Raw genomic sequence first — 22,954 nt, forward strand, 5'->3', positions numbered from 1 at the left:
CTCAAAACTCGTTCTGCAGGGCCTTGTAGCCACGCACCAGGTCGACGTTGGTGCGCGCCACGTCTTCGGAAAACTCCGAAGCGCTGACACTCACGGGAGGGAACTGCGCCAGGTCGGTCTTGGGCCCGATGCGGGTGGTGGAGGGCACGTAGAAACCCGGCGGCAGGTCGCGGCCATCCACCACGGAGTTGTGTCGAACCACGCTGCCGTCGCCCACTTCGCAGTTGAACAGCACGCTGTTGAAACCGATGAACACTCGGTCGCCGACCACGCAGGGGCCATGGACGATGGAGCGGTGGGCGATGGAAGTGTGCTGGCCGATGGTCACCGCCGCGCCGGATTTGGAGTGGATCACCACGCCATCCTGGATGTTCGAGTTGGCGCCGATAGTGATGGCTTGCATCTGGCCGCTGGCGTCCACTTCGTCGGCGCGGATCACCGCGTAGGGGCCGACGAAGACGTTGTCGCCGATCACCACCTTGCCGCAGATGATGGCCGTCTTGTCGACGTAGGCGGATTCGGCGATCACGGGCAGATCGCCGGAGGGGTTTTTACGAATCATGGCGCGAGTCCTTCAAGGGGGAACTGATGACTTCCACCGCGCCATCGCGAATGGCGTTGTAGAAACAGTTGGGGCGCCCGGTGTGGCAGGCCGGTCCTTGCTGATCCACTAGCAGCAGCACGGCATCGCCGTCGCAGTCCAGGCGCGCTTCGATCAGGCGCTGGCGATGCCCGGAGCTTTCGCCCTTGCGCCACAGGCACCGACGCGAGCGCGACCAGTAGCAGGCCTGGCCGCTGGCCAGGGTTTCGCCCAGGGCCTGGCGGTTCATCCAGGCCAGCATCAGCACCTCGCCGCTGTCGTGCTGCTGGGCAATGGCGGCGATCAGGCCGTCGCTGTTCCAGGGCAGGGCGTCGAGCACCGCGGTCAAGGCCCAGCGGCTGCCCTGGGGCGCGGCTTCCAGATCCAGCAGCGACAGCGGTGGGCGGCGGATCATGGTCGGCTCAGGGCCTCGTACAGGGTGTCGAGGTTGTATTCGAACAGGCCGGTGAAGGTACTGGCCGGACCGCTGGCCGAGAGCGCATCGGAGTACAGGGTGCCGCCGATATGGGCGCCGCTTTCGTCGGCGATCTGCTTGAGCAGGCGGGCGTCCTTGATGTTCTCCATGAACACTGCCTTGACCTTGGCGTTGCGGATCTGGGTAATCAGTGCAGCCACTTCGGCGGCTGAAGGTTCACGCTCGGTGGACAGGCCCTGGGGCGCCATGAAGTCGATACCGTAGGCCTGGCCCAGGTAGCCGAAGGCGTCGTGGGAGGTGACGATCTTGCGGTTGCCCGGGGGCAGGGAACCGAGCTTGGCCTTGGCCTCGGCCAGCAGGCGATAGATCTGTTTCAGGTAGGCCTGGCTGTTGCGCTGGTAGTCGGCCTGGTGGGCCGGGTCGGCAGCGATCAGCGCCTTGGTGATGTTGCTCACATAGAGCTCGCTGTTGGCCAGGTTGTGCCAGGCATGAGGGTCGGGAACGCTTTCGCCGTCTTCCTCCAGGGTGCGTGGAATAACCCCGCGGCTGGCAGTGACGACCTGGGCCTGGGTGGCGGTGCTGGCCACCAGGCGGTCCAGCCAGGGTTCGAAACCCAGGCCATTCTTGATGATCAGCCGGGCCTTGAGCAGGGCCTTGGCGTCATCCGGGCTCGGCTCGTAGGTGTGGGCATCCTCGTCGGCACCCACCAGGTTGGTGATGTGCACATGCTCACCGCCGACCTGGCGGGTCATGTCGGCGAGGATGCTGAAGCTGGTGACCACCGCCAGCTTGTCCGCCGCCTGGGCAGTAGGCAGCGACAAGGGCAACAGCAGGCTGAACAGCACGAGTAGAGCGCGCATCGGGAAACACCTCATGGGGATGTGAGCAAAGGTGGGCGGTGCAGCAAGCCGTGCACCGGGCCGAACACCACGGACAGCAGGTACAGGCCGCCGGCCACCAGCACGATGGCCGGGCCGCTGGGCAGCGAGTAGTGGAACGACAGCAGCAGGCCGAGCCACACCGAGAGGCAGCCAAACAGCGCGGCGATGCCGATCAGGGCGGGCAGGCGTCGGCTCCAGAAACGCGAGGCGGCGGCCGGCAGCATCATCAGGCCCACCACCATCAGCGCGCCGATGGCCTGGAAACCTATCACCAGGTTGAGCACCACCAGGGTCAGGAACAGGCCGTGGGCTAGGGGGCCGAGGCGGCTGACGCTGTGCAGGAACAGCGGGTCGAGGGTGTCCAGCAGCAGGGCTTTGTAGATCAGCGCCATGGCCAGCAGGCTGAAGAGCGAGACCAGCAGCATGCCGTTCAGGGTCGGGCCATCCACCGCCAGGGCCGAGCCGAACAGCAGGTGCAAGAGGTCCAGGCGCTTGCCCGCCAGCCCGAGGATCAGCACGCCGCTGGCCAGGGAAATGGGGTAGATGGCGGCGATGCTGGCGTCTTCCCGCAGGCCGGTGCGCCGGGTGATCCAGGCGGCCAGCCCGGCCATGCCCAACCCGGCACCGAGGCCGCCCAGGGTCAGCGCCGGCAGGCTGAGACCGGCGAACCAGAAGCCCAGGGCGGCGCCCGGGAGAATGCCGTGGGCCACGGCGTCACCGATCAGGCTCATGCGCCGCAAGATCAGGAACACCCCCAGGGGCGCGGTGCTGCAGGCCAGCAGCAGGCCGCCGAGCAGGGCCCGGCGCATGAACAGGAATTCGCTGAACGGCTGCCAGAAATGTGCGGCGAAGTGCATCAAGCCACCTGCGCGCAGGATTGTGGGGCGATCAGCTCCAGGCTGGGGCCGAATACGCAGCCACTGCTTTTTACCAGCAGGGTCTGGGGGATGTGCTGGCGCACGGCGGCCAGGTCATGGCAGACCACCACCAGGGTCCGGCCCTGAGCGTGCCAGTTGTACAAGTGACGCCAGAGCAAGGCCTGGCCGGTTTCGTCGAGGGCGGCGTGGGGCTCGTCCAACAGCAGCAAGGGGGCTTCGGTCAGGCTCAATCGGGCGAGCAGGGCGCGTTGCAATTCACCACCGGAAAGGGCCATCAACGGGCGCTTTTCCAGGCCGCTCAGGCACCAGTCTTCGAGGACCGTGCGCAGCTTTTCTGCCCTGACCCTGGCCGGTTCACGCTTGCCCCAGAAGCCGCCGGCCACCAGTTCTTCCAGGCTGATGGGGAACTGTCGATCCAGGTGTTGCTGCTGCGGCAAGAAGGACAAGCCGCCTCGGGCAGTGCCGAGGTGGATCTTGCCCGCGAGTGGTTTCTGCAGCCCGGCGATGACTTTCAACAAGCTGCTCTTGCCCGACCCGTTGGCGCCAATGATCGCGCTCAGGCTGGCCCTGGGCAGGTGCAGATCCAGGGCTGGAGTCAGGGGTTGCCCCGGAGCGCCCCAACGCAGGTGTTCGCAGCGGATCATCAGGCCTCCCAGTTCCAGCGGCTTTCGGCCACGGCGTCATGGGCATGCAGGCTTTCGGCGTGCACGACCCGCAATTGAAAGGCGTTGATTCCGGGGGAACGGCGCAGGGCTAGGTTCAGGCGGCGGGCGGCGTCTTCGCAGAACATCAGGTTCTGCCCGTTGGCCAGGGCGAAGGCCTGCTCGTCGGCACGCTTGACCGCGGTTTGCACGGCGGTGCCCAGCGCGTTTTCCGCATCGTTGATCAGGGCAATCAACGGCAGTTCGTCGATGAAATCATCCAGGCGCAGATGCAATGCCGCGTTGCTGCGCTGGCTATGGGGCGTCGCGACGATGCCCTGGGGCGAGCCCAGCCAGGCCAGGACGTCGGCGTGTTGCAACGGCCGGTTGGCAAAATCTTCGATGAACTGCTGCTGGATCAACTGCCGCGCCAGCGCCGCCGAACAGGGGCAAGTGGAGGAATAAGGCACGTCGATTTTTAGTTCCACGTGGAACATCGCGTTTTTCAGCCGCGCTTCGATACTCAGCGGGTAGCTTTTCCAGCCGGCCAACGGGCTGACCAAGGCCGGGCGTTTCAACAGTAGATCCAACTGAATACGCAGGTAGGCGCTGTGGGCCAGGCCTTCATGGCTATCGAGAAAACGCTGCAAGATCCGCCGGAGCAGAGCGGGGGTGAGGTTCTCCTGTTCCAGCATTTCCAGGGCCAGATACAGGCGTGACATGTGAATGCCCCGGGCCTCGCCATCGTCGAGGCTGACACCGGCATCGGCCTTGGCTGCGCTTGGCTGGTTGTTGATCACTACAGGTAAGGCAATGCCGCACATGCCCACCCATTCCAGGGGCAAGGCTTGGCGTGAGGCCTGCGCGGCGATATCCGGCAGAGTCAGCGCGTTCATGAACAGGTCCGTCGTGGGAAGTGATTTCACATGTTATATTATAACAATACGTTCGATGGGAAATTTTTCCTCGATGGTTGTTCATCTTGTCTTGTGAGTAGGGACGCTCCTTTTTTCGCGGTATTTGCCATGCACAGACGTCAATTGCTCAACCTGCTGTTGGCCGGTACGGCCCTGATGTTTCCCTGGAGTGTCCGCGCCGCGCAGATCCGCAACGCACGATTGTGGAAGGACGCAGAAAAGTTGCGGCTGGTGCTCGATCTGAGCGGCCCGGTGCAATACAAGACCTTCAGCTTGAGTGCCCCGGAGCGCTTGATCATCGACCTGAACGGCGCGCGCCTGAGCGGTGATTTCAGCCAGCTGTCCCTGGCCAACACGGTGATCCGCGCCATTCGTTCCGGGCACTTCGGCCAGGGCGATACGCGGATCGTCCTCGACCTGCGCGAGCCGGTGCAGCTCCACAGTTTTCTCCTGCCGCCCCAGGATGGCCAGGGCCATCGGCTGGTGCTGGATCTGTCCAATGCCACCAGGCTGCCCCTGCCGATCGCTGCGGCCGCCGCGCCGCTGGCCAAGCCCGAGGCCACGACAGGCAAGCCCCATCCCAAGCGCGACATCATCGTGGTAGTAGACCCCGGCCATGGCGGCAAGGACCCGGGCGCCGTGGGGGCCAAGGGCGAACGGGAGAAGGATGTGGTGCTTGCCATCGCCCGCCTGCTGGCCAAGCGGCTCAAGCGCGAGAAGGGTTTCGACGTGAAGCTGGTGCGCAACGATGATTTCTTCGTGCCGCTGCGCAAACGCGTGGAGATTGCCCGCAAGCACCAGGCCGACATGTTCATCTCGGTGCATGCCGATGCCGCGCCGCGGCTTACCGCATCCGGCGCATCGGTGTACGCCCTGTCCGAAGGTGGCGCCACCTCGGCCACCGCGCGCTTGATGGCCCAGCGGGAAAACGGCGCCGACCTGCTGGGGGCGACGACGCTGCTCAACCTCAAGGACAAGGATCCGATGCTGGCGGGGGTGATTGTCGACATGTCGATGAACGCCACCATCGCCGCCAGCCTGCAATTGGGCGGGACTGTGCTGCAGAGTCTGTCGGGCATTACCACCCTGCATCAGAAGCGTGTGGAACAGGCCGGTTTTGCGGTGCTCAAGTCACCGGACGTGCCGTCGATCCTGGTGGAAACCGGCTTCATCTCCAACAGCCGTGACAGCCAGCGCCTGGTCACCGCGCGCCACCAGCAGGCGATTGCCGATGGCCTGTTCAACGGCCTGCAGCGCTACTTCGAGAAAAACCCACCGGTTAACAGCTACATGGCCTGGCTCCAGGAAACCAAGAACAACCGCCCCGCCTGAACGCCGACCTGCAGGAGCCGGCTTGCCGGCGAAGAGGCCGGTGAATGGGGTGGCTGAGGATGTCTTCGCTGGCAAGCCGGCTTCTACGCAAGAGGTACGGGAAAGGGAGCTAGCAGCCGCTGATGCGGCTGCAGGTGAACTGCCCGCGGCTACCGCCGGAGCTGGAAAAGCGGTTGCGTGTGGTCCAGCCCACGCGCTGGCTGTAGCCCACCCAGGCCTCGCCGTCGGAGGCCAGGCCGGTGAAGAACGTCAGCTGCCCGTAGCGGCTGTTGGTCTGCGCCCAATAGCGCTTGCCGATCACCTCGAAGCCGCGCAGGTAGGTGGTGCTGCCGGCCGTGGCGACGCTGTAGGCGTTGCCCTGCGGGTCGACGCAGGCCAGCAAGGTGGCGCTGCGGGTGCAGGTGGCCAGGGTACTGGGCACCGCCGCGCTGGCGTGACCAGCCAGCAGCAACAGGCCTGAAAGCAGGGTGGGCAGGACAGGGCGCATGGCGATTCTCGTGACGACAGGGGCGCAGCATCGCGCCCTTCGTCGTGGGCGGCAAGGGAAGGTTGGCTAATTTGTGTTGTTATAATATAACATTAAAACACAGCCTGACCCGTGACTCGCCATGACTGAACAAGACCTTCTCGCCCAACCCGAGACGCACTACATGAACGAAGCCCAGCAGGGCTTCTTTCGCCAGCTGCTGCTGGCCCAGCGCAGTGATCTGCAGGAGCGCATTGCCGGCGAGTTCGACCAGCTGCGCGAGCAGGAACCCCACAGCGACCCCGCCGATATCGGCAGTGCCGAAGAGCAGCGCCAGTGGCAACTGCGCCTGCTGGAGCGGGAAAAGAAGCTTCTGGACAAGATCGACGAAGCCCTGGAGCGCCTGGCCCGTGGCGAATACGGCTGGTGCCGCGACACCGGCGAGCCCATCGGCCTCAAGCGCCTGCTGCTGCGGCCCACCGCCACCCTGTGTATCGAAGCCAAAGAACGCCAAGAGCTGCGCGAACGCCATCAACGGGCGCTTTGACCCAGCCGCGATCCTGATGAGGAACAACCCATGACCGACCGTCTCCCCGTTACCGTGCTGTCCGGCTTTCTCGGCGCCGGTAAAAGCACCTTGCTCAATCACATCCTGCGCAACCGCGACCACCTGCGGGTGGCGGTGATCGTCAACGACATGAGCGAAATCAACATCGATGGCAGCGAAGTGCAGCGCGATGTCAGCCTCAATCGCGCCGAAGAAAAACTGGTGGAAATGAGCAACGGCTGCATCTGCTGCACCCTGCGCGAAGACCTGCTGGAGGAAGTGGGCAAGCTGGCCCGCGACGGGCGCTTCGATTACCTGCTGATCGAATCCACCGGGATTTCCGAGCCGCTGCCGGTGGCGGAAACCTTCACCTTTCGCGATGAATCCGGCCAGAGCCTGGCGGATATCGCCCGGCTCGACACCATGGTCACGGTGGTCGACGGCATGAATTACCTGCTGGACTACCAGGCCGCGCACAGCCTGGCTTCCCGGGGCGAAACCCTGGGCGAAGACGATGAACGTTCCATCAGCGACCTGCTGATCGAACAGGTGGAGTTCGCCGACGTGATCCTGGTCAGCAAGATCGACCTGATCAGCAGCGACCAGCGCCAGGAACTGCTGGCCATCCTCAAGAGCCTCAATGCCCAGGCCGAGATCGTGCCCATGGTCATGGGCCAGGTACCGCTGGCGAAGATCCTCGACACCGGGCGCTTCGATTTCGAGCGCGCGGCCCAGGCCCCGGGCTGGCTGCGGGAGTTGCGCGGCGAGCATGTGCCGGAAACCGAGGAGTACGGCATCGCTTCCACCGCCTACCGGGCGCGGCGGCCGTTCCATCCCCAGCGCTTCTTCGACTTCATCAACCGGCCCTGGGTCAACGGCAAGCTGCTGCGCTCCAAGGGCTTCTTCTGGCTGGCCAGCAAGTACCAGGAAGCCGGCAGCTGGTCCCAGGCCGGTGGCCTGATGCGCCATGGCTTTGCCGGGCGCTGGTGGCGCTTCGTGCCCAAGCAGCACTGGCCCCAGGACGAAGAAGGCACCGCGGCGATCATGCACAACTGGACCGCGGCCACCGGCGATTGCCGCCAGGAACTGGTGTTCATCGGCCAGAACATCGACTTCACCCGGCTTTGCGCGGAGCTCGACCTGTGCCTGCTGGATGACGATGAAATGGCCCTCGGCGTCGAGGGCTGGAGCCTGCTGAACGATCCCTTTGGCCCCTGGCATGACGAGGAAGCGGCCTGATGCTGACCCTGAACTTGCCGGTGACTCCACTGGCCAATCCGCCCAGATGGCTGCTGCTGCCGAGCGTGACCGCGCCGGTCTCTCGCCGCCAGGCCATCGGCAGCACCCCGGCGGTGCTCGCCCAGGTGCTGGAGGATGAGGTCAATCTTGGCCTCTGGCAGCGCCAGTTGCCGGCCCACATCGCCGATTTCGCCGAGTTGCTGCTGTCCCTGGACCAGCCGCTGGCCGAATCCCTGTCCCTGGAACTGCCCGACGAAGACGCGCAACCCTATCTGCGCGGCCTGGCTTCGGGGTTCAGTGATCTGCAGGGTTATGAAGGCTTTATCGCCGATGTTGCCTGGCTGGTCAGCGCTTTTGCCTGCCTGCTCGGGGCCAGGCGCGTCGGGCTGCGCCTGCGGGTCCTGGACAAGGCCATGTGCCCGCGGTTTCACGTGGACCATGTACCGGTGCGGCTGATTACCACCTACGCCGGAGTCGGCAGCCAATGGCTGCGCGAAGGCGCCATGGACCGCAGGAAACTGGGGCAGGCCGAGGGCGAACCACGGGACCCGGCACAGATCCAGCAGATCGCCAGCGGCGACGTGGCGCTGTTCAAGGGCGAGAAATGGCACGGCAACGAAGGCTTTGGCCTGATCCACCGCTCGCCGCAGCCAGCGCCAGGGGAACGCCGGCTGATCCTCACCCTCGATTGGCTGGGTTGACCTAGGCCCGTGCAGCCGCTTGCCGAGCCTGGGCGAAGCTCCGCAGGACCTTCAGCGCTCCCAAGAGCGGCGTCGAATCGAGCGGATTTTCGCCCAGGGCGGGAAGGGCGTAGCATCACCTCACAGGTTTCCCGGACCCCTTCCCATGCTGCAGAACATCCCCACCCACGTGATCGCCGGCCCCCTGGGCGCCGGCAAGACCAGCTTGATCCGCCATCTGCTGAGCCAGCGCCCGGCCGCCGAGCGCTGGGCGGTGCTGATCAACGAGTTTGGCCAGATCGGCCTGGACGCGGCCCTGCTGACCCGCGACGAAGATGGCATCGCCCTGGGCGAAGTGGCCGGCGGCTGCCTGTGCTGCGTCAACGGTGCACCGTTCCAGGTGGGCCTGGGCCGCCTGTTGCGCAAGGCCCGGCCGGACCGCCTGCTTATCGAGCCCTCGGGCCTCGGCCACCCGGCCCAATTGCTCAAGCAGTTGAATGAAGCGCCCTGGAAGGGCGTGCTGGCGGTGCAACCCTGCGTGCTGGTCCTGGATGCCCAGGCGCTGGCCGCTGGCAAGCCGTTGCCCCGGGCGCAGCAGGATGCGCTGTCCAGCGCCGGCCTGCTGGTACTGAACAAGGACGAACTGCTCAGCGACAGCGACAGGTTGCGGGTGCTGGAGCAATTGCCGGACCTTCCCTTGTTCTGGACCCGCCATGCCGCCTTGCCCCTGGCCGAGCTGCCGGGCCTGGGAGCCAGCGCCGAAGCGGCCCTGGAGCAGTCGGACATTCCCCAGGGCCTGGCCCAGTTGCCGGCCGTGTGGAGCGATCCGACGCTGCCGATCTGCCTCAGCCAGTCCCAGGAGGATGGCTGGAGCATCGGCTGGCGCTGGCACCCCAGCCAACAGTTCGATCTGGTCCGGGTCGAGCACTGGCTGCAGAACCTCGACTGGCGCCGGGCCAAGCTGGTGCTCCACAGTGATCAAGGCTGGCGGTCGGGCAACGGGCTGGATAATTCACCGCTGAACTGGCTGCCCAGCGAATGGCGCCGGGATTCGCGCCTGGAACTGATCTTCAGTAGCCCTCAGGACATTGCCGTTCTGCAGGCCAGTCTCGATGCCTGTCGCCTGTAGGAAACGGCGTGCACGCCACTCTTACGGCTTGAACTTGCGATGTTCCTCGCGCCACTGGCTCAGCTCGATGACCTCGGCACTGGGCAGGGGCTCCTTGGCTTCGAACGGGTAGGGCGCCAGCTCGATATGGGCGCTGTGGGCGCCGAACTGGGTGATGGTCCCGGCATGACGGGTTTCCCCGGTCACGGTGAACTCGAAGTTGTAGACCCGCGCCAGGCGCCGCCGGCCATTGCCATCCTTGACGAAACCGATGCGCTTGAGCGCCACATTACCGTCCAGCAACTCGATGTCGAGCCGCGCGCAGTGCTGCTTGACCCGCTCCAGGGCCCGTTCGCGCAGGCCGTGGTTGTGCCACAGCCAGGCAGCAGCGGTTGCCAGCAGCATCAGCACAAAGATGTTTCCAAGGGTCAGCATGAAGGTTTGCTCCAACGAGGTGGCGTCAGCTTAACTGCGACTCCGGTCTGTCGTACAGGCTGCGTTTAGTCGCATACTGCGCGGCTTGAATTCCACCGGTTTTATGGAAAATCCTGCATGAAACGTACGCCCCACCTGCTTGCGATCCAGTCCCATGTGGTTTTCGGCCACGCCGGCAACAGTGCCGCGGTATTCCCCATGCAGCGGGTTGGGGTGAATGTCTGGCCGCTGAATACGGTGCAGTTCTCCAACCACACTCAGTATGGTCAGTGGGCCGGGGAAGTGCTGGCGCCACAGCAGATTCCCGAGCTGGTGGAAGGCATTGCCGCCATCGGCGAGCTGGGCAACTGCGACGCGGTGCTGTCCGGCTACCTGGGCAGCGCGGCCCAGGGCCGGGCGATCCTCAGCGGTGTGGCGCGGATCAAGGCAGTCAATCCCAAGGCCCTGTACTTGTGTGACCCGGTGATGGGCCACCCGGAGAAGGGCTGCAGCGTGCCGGCTGAAGTCAGCGACTTCCTGCTGGACGAGGCCGTGGCCATGGCGGATTTTCTCTGCCCCAACCAGCTGGAGCTGGACAGCTTCTGCGGGCGCAAGCCGCAATCGCTGTTCGACTGCCTGGGCATGGCCCGGTCGCTGCTGGACAAGGGCCCCAGGGCGGTGCTGGTCAAGCACCTGGACTACCCGGGCAAGCTGGCGGACGGTTTCGAGATGCTGCTGGTGACCGCTGACGGCAGCTGGCACCTGCGCCGTCCATTACTGGCGTTCCCGCGCCAGCCGGTGGGGGTGGGCGACCTGACCTCAGGCCTGTTCCTGGCCCGGGTATTGTTGGGGGACAGCCTGGTGGCGGCCTTCGAATTCACCGCCGCGGCGGTGCATGAAGTACTGCTGGAAACCCAGGCCTGCGCCAGTTACGAGCTGGAGCTGGTGCGCGCCCAGGACCGCATCGCCCACCCACGGGTGCGCTTCGAGGCCACGCCGATCGGCTTCTGAGGCGGGCTCAGGCCTGCTCGGAAAACTGCACGGTCGGCGCGGGCTGGCGAAAGCCCCGGGTGTGTATGCCCAGGTACAGCAGGCCCAGGGCGAACCAGGCCAGGCCGATGCCCAGGGTCAGGGCCGAAAGGCTGGTCCACAGCCAGGCGATCAGGGCAAAGCCGATCAACGGCAGCAGGCCGTACTGCAACAGCCGTGCGGTGCTGCGCGGCTGGCCCTGGCCCAGGTGACTCTTGATCACCGCCAGGTTGACCACCGAGAACGCCACCAGTGCACCGAAGCTGATCATCGACGCCAGGGTGGTGAGGTCGATGACCACCGCCAGCAATGACACCAGCGACACCAGGACAATGGCCACCACCGGGGTCTTGTAGCGCTCGGACAGGGTACCGAACACCCGACGTGGCAGGATGCCGTCACGGCCCATGCTGAACAGAATGCGCGATACCGAGGCCTGGGATGCCAGGGCCGAACCGGCGGCGCCGGCGACATAGGTGGCGGTGAAGAATATCTCCAGGAAGCGTCCGCCGGCGTGCAGCATGACCTCGCTGGCCGCCGAGTCGGCGTCCTTGAAACTGCTGCCGGGGAACGCCAGCTGGCTGGTCATGGCCAGCAGGATGAACAGCAGGCCGGCGCCCAGGGTGGTGATGACGATTGCCCGGGGGATGTCCCGGCGCGGGTCGCGGGTTTCCTCGGCCAGGGTCGACACCGCGTCAAAGCCCAGGAACGACAGGCACAGCACCGCGGCCCCCGCCATCAGCGGCAACAGCCCATCCTGGCTGCCATCGCCGACCCAGGGTGCGCTCAGGTCCAGGCTCTCGGCCCCTGCCAACTGGCGGACCACCAGGGCCACGAACACCACCACGAAGACCATCTGCGCGCAGACGATCAGGTTGCTCATGCTCGATACCGAGCCGATGCCGCGGATGTTCAGCAGCGTCACCAGGCTGATGGTCGCCACCACGAAAACCCAGGCCGGCACGGCGGGGAAGGCCAGGTTGAGGAACAGGCCGATCACCAGGTAATTGATCATCGGCAGGAACAGGTAATCCAGCAGCAGCGACCAGCCGGCAAGGAAGCCGATGCCCGGGCCGAAACTGAGGCTGGCGTAGGAATAGGCTGAGCCGGCAATGGGGTATTTCTTGACCATTACGCTGTAGGAAAGGGCGGTGAAGATCATCGCCAGCAGGGTGATCACATAGGCTGCGGCGGTGCGCCCGCCGGTGAGTTGGGTGACCACGCCGTAGGTGGTGAAGACGGTCAGCGGGACCATGTACACCAGGCCGAAGAACACCAGGGCCGGCAGGCCGAGGATGCGCCGCAGCGAGGTGCCCTGGGCACTGTGGGTGAAGCCGCCATCGAGGCTGGCGTTATGGGCGGACGCAGGGGGGCTGCTGGAGAGAGCATTGGCGCTGGGCATTTTTATTGTTCTCACGCGTTCGTTGGCTCGAAGGCTCCCCGGACGGGGAGTGCGTTTGTGCCTTGCCCTTCGATTCTGGCAGCGGTGCCCTGGGGGCATAACTCTCGATGTGGTCAAAAAGGGATGGATCTGGCCATTCGGGATGACCGCAGAAGCCTGCTGGAGGGTGTTGGAGTGTGGCGGCGGAGCGCTGGAAGCTCTGGAGGGGGGAGGACCGTCCTTGGCCCTGCTGAATCAGCGGTGCAGCTTGAGCATCAAGGGCCGTCGGCCTTGATTTCCCGGTAGCGCTGCTCCAGTTCCTGGCGGATCTGCCGGCGCTGCCGGGCCTGGATAAAGCGTCGCTTGCCGTCGGCGGTTTCCGGCTGCAGCGGCGGCACCTGGGCCGGCTTGCGCTGGTCGTCCACCGCCACCATGGTGAAGAAGCAGCTGTTGGTGTGGCGCACCGAACGCTCGCGGATATTCTCGGTGACCACCTTGATGCCCACCTCCATGGAGGTGTTGCCTGTGTAGTTGACCGAGGCCAGGAAGGTCACCAGCTCGCCGACATGGATCGGCTCGCGGAAGATCACCTGGTCCACCGACAGGGTCACCACGTAGCGGCCGGCGTAACGGCTGGCGCAGGCATAGGCGACTTCATCGAGGTACTTGAGCAAGGTGCCGCCGTGGACATTGCCAGAGAAATTGGCCATGTCAGGGGTCATCAATACCGTCATCGACAGTTGGGCGTTTCCGGGTTCCATAGCACGCTCACGGTTCTGGGCAGGGGTTGCTGGAGCACCTCTGCGGGTGCTGGCTCCAAAGGGTTTTCAAACCATCGATAACGGGACGCCGGGCCGGGCCACGTCGTCACGCCCTGGTGGATCTGTTTCCTAATATTGCACCGCCTTCCTGCCGGAAGTCGCGGTGTTAACCTGCAAAACACCCGTTCCAGGGCATTTTCCGCTTCTATTTTGGATATTTCCTTCTACTGATCAGAACATTCTTTTTAGGCGATCACCCCCGCCCAGCATTCCAAGGAGAGCCCCGGCCATGCATGCCATCAGCTTCATTCAGGACCTGGCCGTGATCATGCTGGTCGCAGGCGTGGTGACCATCCTCTTCCATCGCCTCAAGCAGCCTGTCGTGCTGGGCTACATAGTCGCCGGCTTCATCATCGGCCCTCACACTCCGCCTTTCGGGCTGATCCACGACGAACAGACCATCAAGACCCTGGCCGAGCTGGGGGTGATTTTCCTGATGTTCTGCCTGGGGCTGGAGTTCAGCCTGCGCAAGCTGTTCAAGGTCGGGGCCACGGCCTTTATCGCGGCGTTCCTGGAAATCGTCCTGATGATCTGGATCGGCTACGAGATCGGCCGCTGGTTCGGCTGGAGCACCATGGATTCGCTGTTCCTCGGGGCGATCCTGGCCATTTCCTCCACCACCATCATCGTCAAGGCGCTCAATGACCTGAAGATGAAGAACGAGCGCTTCGCCCAGCTGATCTTCGGCGTACTGATCGTCGAGGACATCCTCGGCATCGGCATCATCGCCTTGCTGTCGAGCATCGCGGTCAGCGGTACGGTGAGTTCCGGCGAGGTGTTCTCCACCGTCGGCAAGCTTTCGCTGTTCATGATCGTGGCGCTGGTGATCGGCATCCTGCTGGTGCCGCGCCTGCTGGCCTACGTGGCCAGGTTCGACAGCAACGAGATGCTGCTGATCACCGTGCTGGGGCTGTGTTTCGGCTTCTGCCTGCTGGTGGTCAAACTGGAGTACAGCATGGTCCTGGGGGCCTTCCTGATCGGTGCGATCATGGCCGAGTCCCGCCAGTTGCTGAAGATCGAGCGGTTGATCGAACCGGTTCGCGACCTGTTCAGCGCAATCTTCTTCGTCGCCATCGGCCTGATGATCGACCCGCAGATCCTCCTGCAATACGCCTGGCCGATTGCCGTGATCACGGTGGCGGTGGTGCTGGGCAAGATGCTGTCCTGCGGCATGGGGGCCTTTATCGCCGGCAATGATGGACGCACCTCACTGCGGGTAGGCATGGGCCTGTCACAGATTGGCGAATTTTCCTTCATCATCGCCGCACTGGGCATGACCCTGCAGGTCACCAGCGACTTCCTCTACCCGGTAGCGGTGGCGGTGTCCGCCATCACCACCTTGCTCACGCCCTACCTGATCCGTGCCGCGGACCCGCTATCGCTGAAGCTGGCAGGGGTCCTGCCCAAGCGCCTGAGCCGGGTACTGGGCATGTATGGCGAGTGGTTGCGCAGCATCCAGCCCCAGGGCGAGGGTGCGCTGCTGGCGACGATGATCCGCAAGATCCTGCTGCAAGTGGGGGTGAACCTGGCGCTGGTGGTGGCGATCTTCTTTTCCGGTGGCTATTTCGCCAAGCGCATTGGCACCTACCTGGAAGATTGGGTCAGTGAGCCGAGCTGGCAGAAAGCCTTGATCTGGGGCGGGGCGCTGCTGCTTTCGCTGCCGTTCCTGATTGCTGCCTATCGCAAGCTCAAGGCACTGTCGATGTTGCTGGCGGAGATGGGGGTCAAGCCGGAAATGGCCGGGCGCCATACCCAGCGAGTGCGTCGGGTGATCGCCGAGGTGATCCCGATCCTGTCGCTGCTGGTGATTTTCCTGCTGCTGGCGGCGCTCTCGTCGAGCATCCTGCCGACCCTGGAACTGCTGGTGTTGATCGCCGTAGTGGCGGCGGCGGTGGCCGCGGTCCTGTGGCGCTGGTTCATCCGTGTGCATACGCGGATGCAGGTGGCGCTGATCGAAACCTTCGACCACAGCAAGGACAACAGTGGGCATTGACCTTGCCGCTCGCCGGCAGGGTGCCGGCGAGCTGTTTCAGTCGCCGCGGTGTACGCAGCCGCGGCGGCGTCTCAGCTTTCCAGCCAGACGTCCCGCGCCCAGTGCCACACCGATTCCCAGGATTCTTCGGTGATCAGCTCTTCCTCGCCGGACCACAGCACCACGGTGCCGTCTTCCTCGACGCAGTAGTAATCGTCGCCGTCCTGGCAGATCGGGATCAGCTCGCGCGGCACGCCCATGTCCCAGGCGGTCGCAGCCACTTCCGGCAGGTAGGTGTGGGATTGCGGATCGGTGACGGTCACAGGTTCCAGGCTGCCGTAAACCACGTCGCTGACCGTCAACAGGAACTCCTTGAAGACGAACGGGATATTGATGAACAGCTGTTCTTCAATTTCCACCAGCTGATCTTCGTCCGGCAGTTCCAGGGGGACGGGTACCGGTTCGTTGGCTTCCCGGAGTTGTTCGATGACTTCTTCCACGGCCTGGGTCCTCTTAGCTCTATGGCGCGGTTGTTTGACGGCGGTTTATACAGTAGCTCGCTATAAGTGCAATCGTGAAATGCAAAACCCCGACCTGAGTCGGGGTTTTGCCTTACAGCTGTGACAGCAGAATGAATCAGCCGTTCTGGCGGATACCTGCTACCAGCCATGGCTGGTTGTCGCCCTGGGCGCGTTCCATGTTCCAGCTTTCGCTGAACACTTCGCCCTGGTCGAAGCGCGAGGTCTTCGACACACCGCTGAAGGTCAGGGTGGCGATGGTCTTGTCGGCACGGTCATCCACACCTTCGAGCTGCACTTGCAGGTTGTCGATGTAGGTCGACTGGAAGCCGTCGCCCAGATCGGCACGTTCCTGTTTCAGGAACTGCAGCATCTGTGGGGTCACGAACTCGGCGATCTTGTCCATTTCGTTGGCGTCCCAGTGTTGCTGCAGGGACTGGAAGTGGCTACGCGCCGCTTCAATGAAGCGCTCTTCGTTGAACCAGGCCGGAGCGTTGATCACAGGACGCGCGGCAGGTGCTGCCGAGCCACCGAAGATCGAACCGCCAGCCGGTTGCTGAGGCTCGAAAGCCTCACGCTGCATCGGCGCATGGCCCGCTGGAGCGAACTGCTCCTGCTGCTTGCGACGACGAGCGGCGATGAAGCGGAAGATCACGAAGGCGATGACCGCCATGATCAGGATGTCGAAGATCTGCATGCCCTGGAAGCCGCCGCCCATGAACATGGAGGCCAGCAGGCCACCGGCTGCGATGCCGGCCAGAGGGCCGAGCCAGCGCGAAGCACCGCCGGCCTTGGCAGCAGCGCCCGCGGCACCGGCTGCGCCCGCGGTGGCTGCAGCGGCGGGAGCGCCCGGAGCGGTTGGCGCCGCCTGGCGGGTCTGGTGGGTCGGGGCAGCGCCGACGCTTTTGCCGCCACCAAAGCGCTTGGCGTTGGCGTCGAGGCTCATCGTCAGGCCGATGCACAGCGCCATGGCGATGCTAAGAAAACGTTTCATAAAGGGGGTTCCCATTTGTGGATGGCACGCGCGCCATATTGCACAGGTGAAGTGTCAGTGGCGAGCGGCATAATGTTTCGGGCTTTTGCCTGACAGCCTCGGTTCAGCTTCGCCAGGCGTCATGCTCGCCGATAGGTTTTTGGTCCCCGCAGACCTGGCTCTGGTTCAACCCGAAAGCCGTTAGCGGCGTAGTGCCAGTAGCACCACACCTGCGGTGATCAAGCCGATTCCGCTCCACTGCCGCAGGTCGAGCTTCTCTCCCAGCAGGCACACGCCGATGATCGCGACGAACACCACGCTGAGCTTGTCCACCGGTGCCACCAATGAAGCGGGGCCGAGTTTCAAGGCGCGGAAATAGCACAGCCAGGATGCGCCCGTGGCCAGCCCGGACAGCAGCAGGAACAGGTAGCTTTTGGGAGAAATCGATCCCAGGGACTGATATTGGCCCGTTGCATACAAAATCAAGGCCAGGCTGACCAGTACCACCACGGTGCGCAGCAGGGTGGCGAAGTCTGAATTGACGTTTTCTATCCCCACTTTGGCGAAGATCGCCGTCAAGGCAGCGAAAATTGCCGACAACAGGGCCCAGAATGTCCACGAGGAAAAAAAGCCTGTGCCCATGTTCACGCTTCCCTTTCTGCACCGACCTGTAGGAGCCGGCTTGCCGGCGAAGAGGCCCTTGAGCCGGTCTTCGCCAGTGAGATTCGCTGGCAAGCCAGCTCCTACACAAGCCAAGCGGGTGGGGTTAGATGGCTTCCAGCTTGGCGTAGCCCAGCATCAGCCACTTGCTGCCTTCGTTGAAGTTGACCTGGACCCGGGCCTGGGCGCCGGCGCCCTCGAAATTGAGGATCACCCCGTCGCCGAACACCGAGTGCCGTACCGCCTGGCCGAGGCTCAGGCCGGTGTCCGGGATTTCGCTGCCGCCGAACAGGCTGCTGGTACTTTGTGACTGGCCGCCGCCGAAAGGCCGGCTGACGCTGTTGGACAGCCGCACTTCCTGAATCAGCCCCTTGGGCACCTCGCGCACGAAACGCGACACCTTGTTGTAGGTTTCGCTGCCGTACAGGCGTCGGGTTTCCGCGTAGGTCATCACCAGGTTTTGCATGGCCCGGGTAATGCCCACATACGCCAGCCGGCGTTCTTCCTCAAGGCGGCCGGGTTCTTCCAGGCTCATCTTGTGGGGGAACAGGCCTTCTTCCATGCCCACCAGGAACACGTAGGGGAACTCCAGACCCTTGGCGCTGTGCAGGGTCATCAGTTGCACGCTGTCTTCATGTTCGTCGGCCTGGGTATCGCCGGCTTCCAGGGACGCGTGGCCGAGGAAGGCCGCCAGGGGCGTCAGGTCCTCGTCTTCTTCGCTGTTCTCGAAGTTGCGCGCGGCGCTCACCAGTTCCTCGAGGTTTTCCACCCGGGCCTGGCCCTTCTCGCCTTTTTCCGCTTCGTGGTAGGCGATCAGCCCCGACTGCTCGATCACCGTCTGGGTCATCAGGTGCAGGGGCATTTCCAGGGTCTTGGCCGCCAGGTTCTCGATCAGCTCGATGAAGGCGCCGAGGGCGCCGGCCGCACGACCGGTCAGGCCTTTATTGGCCACCAGTTGGCGCATGGCTTCCCACATCGACACATCGCTGTGGCGCGCGTGCTCGCGGATGGCTTCGACGGTCTTTTCGCCGATGCCCCGGGCCGGAACGTTGATCACCCGTTCCAGGGCCGCGTCGTTGCCACGGCCTTCCAGCAAGCGCAGGTAAGCCATGGCGTTCTTGATCTCGGCCCGCTCGAAGAAGCGCTGGCCGCCATAGATGCGGTACGGAATGCGCTCGCGCAGCAGGGCTTCTTCCAGCACCCGGGACTGGGCGTTGGAGCGGTAGAGAATGGCGATGTCGCTGCGGGCCATGCCGGTCTTCAGCGCGCTCTCGATGGTTTCCACTACATAGCGGGCTTCATCGTGCTCGTTGAAGGCGGCGTACAGGTTGATGGCTTCGCCTTCGCCGCCATCGGTCCACAGCTCCTTGCCCAGGCGCCCGGTGTTGTTGGCGATCAGGGCGTTGGCAGCCTTGAGGATACCGGCGGTGGAGCGGTAGTTCTGCTCCAGGCGGATCACTTCGGTGTCCGGGAAGTCGGCGGAGTACTGGTGGATGTTCTCGATTTTCGCCCCGCGCCAGCCGTAGATCGACTGGTCGTCGTCGCCCACCACCATCAGGCTGTCGCCACCCTGGGCCAGCAACCGCAGCCAGGCGTATTGCACGGCGTTGGTGTCCTGGAACTCGTCCACCAGCACGTGGCGGAAACGCTTCTGGTAGTGCGCCAGCAAACCCGGGTGGTCGCGCCACAGGTCCAGGGCGCGCAGCAGCAGTTCGGAGAAGTCGATGACCCCGGCACGCTGGCAAGCGGCCTCGTAGGCCTCATAGATGCCGCGCATGGTGGCCAGGAACAGGTCGCCGCTGGCCTGGATATGTTGCGGGCGCAGGCCTTCGTCCTTCTGCCCGTTGATGAACCACTGGGCCTGGCGGGCCGGCCAGCGCTGTTCGTCCAGGCCCAGCTCGCGGATCACCCGCTTGACCAGGCGTTGCTGGTCGTCGCTGTCGAGGATCTGGAAGGTCTGGCTCAGCCCCGCTTCCTGCCAGTGGGCCCGCAGCAGGCGGTGGGCCAGGCCGTGGAAGGTGCCGACCCACATGCCTGCCGGGTTGATGCCCAGCAGTTGTTCGATGCGGTGGCGCATCTCGGCTGCGGCCTTGTTGGTGAAGGTCACCGACAGGATCGAGTGGGGTGAGGCGTTCTCGACCTGGATCAACCAGGCGATACGGTGCACCAGCACACGGGTTTTGCCGGAGCCAGCACCGGCCAGGACCAACTGACGACCCACGGAGGCGGCTACGGCCTGGCGTTGGGCGTCGTTGAGGGAGTTCAACAGGAGGGAGAGATCATCGCGCATCGGGGCATTCTAGGGGGCGGCGCCACCCCGGGCAAACCCGGCTTTGCATTAGCCGATAAAACAGCCGCCGATGACGACCGGTTGGTCACAGGCCCCAGCCATTGGCGCTTCTCGCCCGGACGCTTTCAGGGTGCAAGCCGGACCATCCGGTTTTATCGATTTTATGACCTGGAGCAGTTTGGCTCGGGGCTTTGCTTGTGTATGCTCCGGCGACGTTTCGGGCTCAACCATTATAAGAACACTGCCTATGACACTTAACCCCGACCTGTCCGGGCCCTTTGTGGAGCCCCGGGTCATCCGCCAGCACTACGCCGTGGAGATGGCAGTGGAGCGTACGCGCCTGCTGTACCAGGGCTCGTTGCTGCCGACCTTGTTCATGTTGCTCAACGGCCTGGTGTGCACCTGGCTGCTATGGAGCCCGGCGCGCTATCTGTTGCTCAGTGTGTGGATGGTCTGGCTGCTGGCCCTGGTGGCCTTGCGGGTGATCCAGGTGGCGGCCTTCGATTCGGCGATTCCCAGCCGTCAGGCACAGCCGGTGTGGCAACGCATGTTTCTCCTGGGCTCGGCGGTCAGTGGCCTGACCCTGGCCTGCGCCGGCATCGCCCTGGTGCCCACCGACAATTTCCTGCAGCAGGCCTGGGTCTTCGGCCTCATCGGTGCGGCCATCCTGTCGGCCAGCGTAGCCTACGCGGTGAGCCTGCAGGCCTTCCTTTCATTCACCTTGCCGTGTCTGTTGCCGGCCATCGCCTACCTGTTCTGGGGCGGCGACGACCAGCAGCGTGGCTGGGGCTGGCTCGGGCTGATCCTGCTGGTGTCCCTGAGTGTGGTGGCCTGGCAGGTCAACCGCCTGATGCAGCGCGGCCTGCTGCGGCGCTTTCAGAACCAGGCCCTGATCGAGCACCTGCAGAATGCCCAGGGCCGCAGCGATCAGCTCAACCGCGAGCTGGCCCGGGAAGTGGAGCAGCGCCGCCGTGCCGAGGAGCAACTGCGCGAAGCCCAGACCGGGCTGGAACAGCGAGTGGCCCAGCGCAGCCTGGAGCTGGACGCCGCCAACCAGGCCCTGAGCAAGAGCGAGGCGCGCCTGGCCCTGGCCCTGAACGCCAGCGAGCTGGGGCTGTGGGACTGGAACCTGCAGACCGACGAGGTCCATCACACCCAGATCAAGGAGCTGTTCGGCCTGGAGCCGGAAGATGTCACGGCCATGCTCAGCCATCTCAAGCCACGCCTGCATCCGGAAGACCTGCCCCTGCTCAAGCGCGCCCTGGTGGAGCACCTCAAGGGCCGCAGCGACGATTACCAGGTGGAGTACCGGGTACGCCACGGCGCCGGCCACTGGGTGTGGATCGAGGACCGTGGCCGGGCCGTGGAGCGCAGCCCCAGTGGCCGGGTGCTGCGCATGGCCGGCACCCGTCGCGACATCAGTGCCGACAAGGAGCTGGAGGTCCAGCGCAACCTGGCGGCCACGGTGTTCGAGGCGGCCAGCGAAGGCATCGTCATCCTCGACCCCGATTACGCCTTGATCGCCGCCAATCAGGCCTTCAGCCAGGTCACCGGCTACCAGATCGAAGACATGCTCGGGCGCAATGTAGTGGAGCTGTCGTGCAGCCGCGATGCGCGCCGGCACTACCCGTTGATCCACCAGGCCCTGGAACAGTACGGCAGCTGGCAGGGCGAGTTGGTGGAGACACGCAAGAACGGCGAGCTCTACCCGCAATGGCTGCAATTGAATGTAGTGCGTGATAAACGAGGAAAAGTCCGGCATATCGTGGGCTTCTTCGCCGATCTTTCGGCACGGCGCGAATCCGAGGAGCGCATGCGCTACCTCACCCATTACGACGAACTCACGGGGCTGGCCAACCGTTCGCTGTTCCGCGAGCGCCTGCGCGAGGCCCATCAGCGGGTGCGCCAGGGCGGCCGCAGCCTGGCCTTGCTGCACATCAACCTGGACCGTTTCAAGCTGCTCAACGACAGCCTTGGCCATGAAGTGGCCGACCAGTTGCTGCAAAAGATGGCCCGGCGGCTGGTCAATGCCTTGCCGGAAGCCGACACCATCGCCCGGCTTTCCGGGGACGAATTCGCCGTGCTGTTCGACGCTTACGGCAGCCTGTCGAGCCTGACCCGGGTCGCTACCCGGCTGCTGAGCAAGCTGCGCCTGCCGATCACCGTCGAGGGCCATGAACTGGTGGTCAGCGCTTCCATGGGCATCAGCATGCTGCCCGACAGCGCCCGGGAGATCGCAGCCCTGATCAGCCAGGCGAACATGGCCATGGCTCATGCCAAGCACCTGGGCGGCAACAATTTCCAGTTCTATACCGAGAGCCTGCAAGCCAGCACCCTGGAGCGCCTGCAGCTGGAAAACCAGCTGCGCAAGGCCATTGAGGAGGGCCAGTTGACGGTCTTCTACCAACCCAAGCTGTGCCTGGCCAGCGGCCGTCTGAATGCTGCCGAGGCCCTGGTGCGCTGGGATCACCCCGTCATGGGCCGGGTGCCCCCGGGGGATTTCATCGGCCTGGCGGAAGAGACCGGATTGATCGGCCCCATTGGTGAGTTCGTGTTGCGCCAGGCGTGCCGCCAAGCCTGCGAATGGCAACGCCAGGGCCTGGAGCCGATTCGCGTGTCGGTCAACCTGTCGGTGTATCAGTTGCGCCAGGGCAAGCTGGTGAGCCTGGTGCGCCAGGTGCTGGAAGAAACAGGCCTGGAGCCGCATTTTCTCGAACTGGAACTGACCGAAAGCCAACTGCTGGACAGCGTCGAGCACATCATCGCGACCTTCCAGCAACTGCGGGGCCTGGGGGTCAAGCTGGCCATCGACGACTTCGGCACTGGCTATTCGTCCCTGAGTTACCTGAAACGGATCCCGGTGGATTACGTGAAGATCGACCAGGCCTTCATTCGCGGCCTGGCCGAGGGCGGTGAGGACGCGGCGATCACCCGGGCGATCATCGCCATGGCTCATGGGCTGTCGTTGAAAGTGGTGGCCGAAGGGGTGGAAGACCCGGCGCAACTGGCCTTCCTCAAGGCGGAACACTGCGACGAGGTGCAGGGCTACCTGATCAGCCGCCCGGTGGCCGCCGAAGGCCTCGCGCTGCTGTTGCAGGCCCAGAGCCGGTAGCCGCCAGGGCTGCCTGCCACAACGGCTACATAAGTCGTACCCGGCTGAAAATGGGGGGCAGGCAGGCAACTTCGTGATG

Annotated in this window: 22 protein-coding genes; 8 read left to right on the forward strand and 14 right to left on the reverse strand. The window is 64.4% G+C overall.

Going from position 1 to position 22,954, the window contains the following annotated elements; translation table 11 throughout:
* Nucleotide 1 precedes the first annotated feature (1 nt).
* The 6 genes from BM382_RS17080 to folE2 are packed head-to-tail and all read right to left on the reverse strand — an operon-like array spanning nucleotide 2 to nucleotide 4,312.
* A complete protein-coding gene (locus tag BM382_RS17080; RefSeq protein WP_011064347.1) occupies nucleotides 2-562 on the reverse strand; it encodes a gamma carbonic anhydrase family protein in 561 nt (186 codons plus the stop codon).
* Nucleotides 552-995, reverse strand: a complete 444-nt coding sequence (gene hisI / locus BM382_RS17085; protein ID WP_019093405.1) for a phosphoribosyl-AMP cyclohydrolase — start codon at nucleotides 993-995, stop codon at nucleotides 552-554. Before hisI ends, BM382_RS17080 begins: the two co-directional genes overlap by 11 nt.
* Nucleotides 992-1,876: a metal ABC transporter substrate-binding protein gene (locus tag BM382_RS17090; protein ID WP_041120483.1), complete on the reverse strand. Its 885-nt coding sequence runs from the start codon at nucleotides 1,874-1,876 to the stop codon at nucleotides 992-994. The genes hisI and BM382_RS17090 overlap by 4 nt, the downstream gene beginning before the upstream one ends.
* An 11-nt stretch (nucleotides 1,877-1,887) precedes the next feature.
* The gene (locus tag BM382_RS17095; protein WP_011064344.1) at nucleotides 1,888-2,754 is read right to left on the reverse strand and encodes a metal ABC transporter permease; all 867 of its coding nucleotides are present in this window, start codon (nucleotides 2,752-2,754) and stop codon (nucleotides 1,888-1,890) included.
* Nucleotides 2,754-3,419 carry a metal ABC transporter ATP-binding protein gene (locus BM382_RS17100; RefSeq protein WP_015637547.1) on the reverse strand — a complete coding sequence of 222 codons (666 nt, stop codon included), beginning with the start codon at nucleotides 3,417-3,419 and terminating at the stop codon, nucleotides 2,754-2,756. The genes BM382_RS17095 and BM382_RS17100 overlap by 1 nt, the downstream gene beginning before the upstream one ends.
* Complete coding sequence (folE2, locus tag BM382_RS17105) at nucleotides 3,419-4,312, reverse strand: GTP cyclohydrolase FolE2 (RefSeq protein WP_015637546.1); 894 nt, start codon at nucleotides 4,310-4,312, stop codon at nucleotides 3,419-3,421. The genes BM382_RS17100 and folE2 overlap by 1 nt, the downstream gene beginning before the upstream one ends.
* Before the next feature lie 129 nt (nucleotides 4,313-4,441).
* Between folE2 and BM382_RS17110 the strand changes: the two genes are divergently transcribed.
* Nucleotides 4,442-5,665: an N-acetylmuramoyl-L-alanine amidase gene (locus tag BM382_RS17110; RefSeq protein ID WP_072443382.1), complete on the forward strand. Its 1,224-nt coding sequence runs from the start codon at nucleotides 4,442-4,444 to the stop codon at nucleotides 5,663-5,665.
* 109 nt (nucleotides 5,666-5,774) lie between these two features.
* On the opposite strand, the gene BM382_RS17115 is transcribed toward BM382_RS17110, so the two are convergent.
* Nucleotides 5,775-6,152, reverse strand: coding sequence for a hypothetical protein (locus BM382_RS17115; protein ID WP_011064340.1), 378 nt, complete (start codon nucleotides 6,150-6,152; stop codon nucleotides 5,775-5,777).
* 121 nt (nucleotides 6,153-6,273) lie between these two features.
* Here BM382_RS17115 and dksA point away from each other — a divergent pair, with 121 nt between their 5' ends.
* From dksA to BM382_RS17135, 4 genes are all read left to right on the forward strand, one after another.
* Nucleotides 6,274-6,678: an RNA polymerase-binding protein DksA gene (gene dksA, locus BM382_RS17120; RefSeq protein ID WP_011064339.1), complete on the forward strand. Its 405-nt coding sequence runs from the start codon at nucleotides 6,274-6,276 to the stop codon at nucleotides 6,676-6,678.
* Between the two features lie 30 nt (nucleotides 6,679-6,708).
* Entirely contained in the window at nucleotides 6,709-7,917 is a 1,209-nt protein-coding gene (zigA, locus tag BM382_RS17125; protein WP_093508654.1) for a zinc metallochaperone GTPase ZigA, read from the forward strand.
* A complete protein-coding gene (locus tag BM382_RS17130; protein WP_053160514.1) occupies nucleotides 7,917-8,618 on the forward strand; it encodes a DUF1826 domain-containing protein in 702 nt (233 codons plus the stop codon). Before zigA ends, BM382_RS17130 begins: the two co-directional genes overlap by 1 nt.
* Before the next feature lie 145 nt (nucleotides 8,619-8,763).
* Nucleotides 8,764-9,726 (forward strand): CobW family GTP-binding protein, encoded by a 963-nt coding sequence (locus tag BM382_RS17135; RefSeq protein WP_011064336.1) that lies wholly within the window; start codon nucleotides 8,764-8,766, stop codon nucleotides 9,724-9,726.
* Between the two features lie 21 nt (nucleotides 9,727-9,747).
* Here BM382_RS17135 and BM382_RS17140 read toward each other — a convergent pair whose 3' ends face one another.
* Complete coding sequence (locus BM382_RS17140) at nucleotides 9,748-10,140, reverse strand: DUF3301 domain-containing protein (protein WP_015637540.1); 393 nt, start codon at nucleotides 10,138-10,140, stop codon at nucleotides 9,748-9,750.
* Nucleotides 10,141-10,257: 117 nt separating this feature from the next.
* On the opposite strand from BM382_RS17140, the gene pdxY reads away from it, so the two are divergent.
* On the forward strand, nucleotides 10,258-11,130 hold the full coding sequence (gene pdxY / locus BM382_RS17145; protein ID WP_015637539.1) for a pyridoxal kinase PdxY: 873 nt from the start codon (nucleotides 10,258-10,260) through the stop codon (nucleotides 11,128-11,130).
* 7 nt (nucleotides 11,131-11,137) lie between these two features.
* Here the strand turns inward: pdxY and BM382_RS17150 are convergent, their stop codons facing one another.
* Entirely contained in the window at nucleotides 11,138-12,550 is a 1,413-nt protein-coding gene (locus BM382_RS17150) for an APC family permease (protein ID WP_072443383.1), read from the reverse strand.
* A gap of 254 nt (nucleotides 12,551-12,804) precedes the next feature.
* Nucleotides 12,805-13,290 (reverse strand): acyl-CoA thioesterase, encoded by a 486-nt coding sequence (locus BM382_RS17155; RefSeq protein ID WP_011064332.1) that lies wholly within the window; start codon nucleotides 13,288-13,290, stop codon nucleotides 12,805-12,807.
* A gap of 289 nt (nucleotides 13,291-13,579) precedes the next feature.
* On the opposite strand from BM382_RS17155, the gene BM382_RS17160 reads away from it, so the two are divergent.
* Nucleotides 13,580-15,343, forward strand: a complete 1,764-nt coding sequence (locus tag BM382_RS17160) for a cation:proton antiporter (RefSeq protein WP_011064331.1) — start codon at nucleotides 13,580-13,582, stop codon at nucleotides 15,341-15,343.
* Between the two features lie 71 nt (nucleotides 15,344-15,414).
* Here the strand turns inward: BM382_RS17160 and BM382_RS17165 are convergent, their stop codons facing one another.
* The 4 genes from BM382_RS17165 to uvrD all read right to left on the reverse strand — a co-directional run bounded on the left by BM382_RS17165 (nucleotide 15,415) and on the right by uvrD (nucleotide 19,763).
* Entirely contained in the window at nucleotides 15,415-15,822 is a 408-nt protein-coding gene (locus BM382_RS17165; RefSeq protein ID WP_011064330.1) for an SMI1/KNR4 family protein, read from the reverse strand.
* Nucleotides 15,823-15,958: 136 nt separating this feature from the next.
* A complete protein-coding gene (locus BM382_RS17170; RefSeq protein ID WP_072443384.1) occupies nucleotides 15,959-16,834 on the reverse strand; it encodes a Tim44 domain-containing protein in 876 nt (291 codons plus the stop codon).
* A 180-nt stretch (nucleotides 16,835-17,014) separates the two neighbouring features.
* A complete protein-coding gene (locus BM382_RS17175; protein WP_011064328.1) occupies nucleotides 17,015-17,455 on the reverse strand; it encodes an EamA family transporter in 441 nt (146 codons plus the stop codon).
* A gap of 124 nt (nucleotides 17,456-17,579) precedes the next feature.
* A complete protein-coding gene (gene uvrD, locus BM382_RS17180; protein ID WP_072443386.1) occupies nucleotides 17,580-19,763 on the reverse strand; it encodes a DNA helicase II in 2,184 nt (727 codons plus the stop codon).
* A gap of 247 nt (nucleotides 19,764-20,010) precedes the next feature.
* Between uvrD and BM382_RS17185 the strand changes: the two genes are divergently transcribed.
* Nucleotides 20,011-22,875, forward strand: coding sequence for a putative bifunctional diguanylate cyclase/phosphodiesterase (locus BM382_RS17185; RefSeq protein ID WP_011064326.1), 2,865 nt, complete (start codon nucleotides 20,011-20,013; stop codon nucleotides 22,873-22,875).
* Nucleotides 22,876-22,954: the final 79 nt, after the last annotated feature.

Source organism: Pseudomonas sp. NFPP25, from assembly GCF_900116505.1.
GTDB classification, from domain to species: domain Bacteria; phylum Pseudomonadota; class Gammaproteobacteria; order Pseudomonadales; family Pseudomonadaceae; genus Aquipseudomonas; species Aquipseudomonas protegens.